The sequence below is a fragment of the Mesotoga sp. HF07.pep.5.2.highcov genome (genome assembly GCF_003666285.1).
Classification (GTDB): Bacteria; Thermotogota; Thermotogae; order Petrotogales; family Kosmotogaceae; genus Mesotoga; species Mesotoga prima.
Window position 1 is genome coordinate 1 of record NZ_JFHJ01000207.1, and the last position, 1,511, is coordinate 1,511.

The following is a 1,511-nucleotide window of genomic DNA, read 5'->3' on the forward strand; positions in this document are numbered from 1 at the left end:
GCATATCTGGTGTACATTCGGAAGAGATCGGCAGCGAACAATGCAGCCTCTTCTCCACCTGTACCGGCCCTTATCTCAATAATAATATTCCTCTCATCTGCTAGATCGGGGACGAGAAGTCCCTTTAGATTAAGCTCCTTTCTTGCGATTCTGTTCTCGAGATCGGATATTGTATTCGCGATCACTTCCTGTTCGTTCTCTTCTGCGGTAGCCTTCATTTCATGCCATTCCTCAAGTTCGCCCTTCATCGAGTCTATTTCGCTGTAAAGATTAATGATCTCAGAGAGCTCTGCATGTTTCTTCCCGTATTCCATGAGCTTGTCCGGGTCTGAAGCAACTTCGGGTTTTGAGAGTTCCTTCTCGACCTCCTTGAATCTCTCCCTGAAGACTTCCATTATCTTGCCTAAATCCATTAGAAGGCCCTCCTGAGCATTGCATTGGGATCCCTTGCGTAATCCTGAAGCTGGTCCTTGTCGATTATTCCCTTTTTGAAAACATCCATCAACGCATCATCAAAGGTGACCATTCCATACTTTATCCCGGCCTGCATCATCGATTCTATTTGGTGGAATTTCTGCTCCCTTATAAGATTTCTTATAGCCTGGTTCACCACCATTATCTCGAGAACCGCGATTCTTCCTTTGCCGTCCCTTCTCCTGAGCAATCTTTGGTATATAACGGCCAGCAGAGTGTTGGCAAGCTGCATAGCTACCTGGTTCTGCTGGTGAGGCGGAAAGACTCCTACGATTCTTTCAGGTGTAGTGGCGGCGGAATTTGTGTGGATTGTCGAGAATACAAGATGGCCTGTCTCAGCAGCAGTCATAGCAAGTTCCATAGTTTCGCTATCTCTCATCTCTCCAACTAGAATGACATCGGGGTCCTGCCTCAATGCATATTTCAGTCCATTATAGAACGATTTCGTATCCGATCCGAGTTCCCTCTGATGGATCAGGGCATTTTTTGGTTCGAATACGTATTCTACCGGATCTTCTATGGTGATCAAATGAACATGTCTCGTTCTGTTGATGTTTTCAAGCATTGCGGCAAGAGTAGTCGATTTTCCACTTCCGGTCGGTCCTGCAACAAGTACGAGGCCCTTATCTGGTTTACAGAATTCCTTGAACAACGGCGGATAACCCAGATCTTCAAGAGTCTTGATTGTTTTCGGGATTAACCTCAGAGCGACTACGGGAAGCTTATTTGAATAGAAGTAGTTTCCTCTTATCCTTAAAGAGCTGAACCCAAAAGAAAAGTCAATCTCCTTACTTTCCGAATCCTGTAACTTAATCTCAGATATCTCTTGAAGTTCTGTCGTTATCTTCTTCATCATTATTTCGTCGGTCAACAGTTTATCTTGAATCAACTCACCGTCGACCCTGTATATGACGTTTTCACCTGAGGTTAAGTGTATGTCGCTTGCATTCATCTGTTCACCTTTACTCAGAATTTCCTTTATCAGCATCTAGCCACACCTCCCGGAACAGAGAAGATTTTAACACAATGCACTGTCC

The 1,511-nt window shown here is 44.7% G+C and carries 2 protein-coding genes; both read right to left on the reverse strand.

Translation table 11 applies throughout. The features are described from left to right. On the reverse strand, positions 1-413 hold a 413-nt coding region (locus BG32_RS04375), incomplete at its 3' end, for a PCRF domain-containing protein (RefSeq protein WP_121526462.1). Then, complete coding sequence (locus tag BG32_RS04380) at positions 413-1,462, reverse strand: type IV pilus twitching motility protein PilT (RefSeq protein WP_006489961.1); 1,050 nt, start codon at positions 1,460-1,462, stop codon at positions 413-415. The genes BG32_RS04380 and BG32_RS04375, both read right to left, overlap by 1 nt. Between the last annotated feature and the right edge of the window lie 49 nt (positions 1,463-1,511).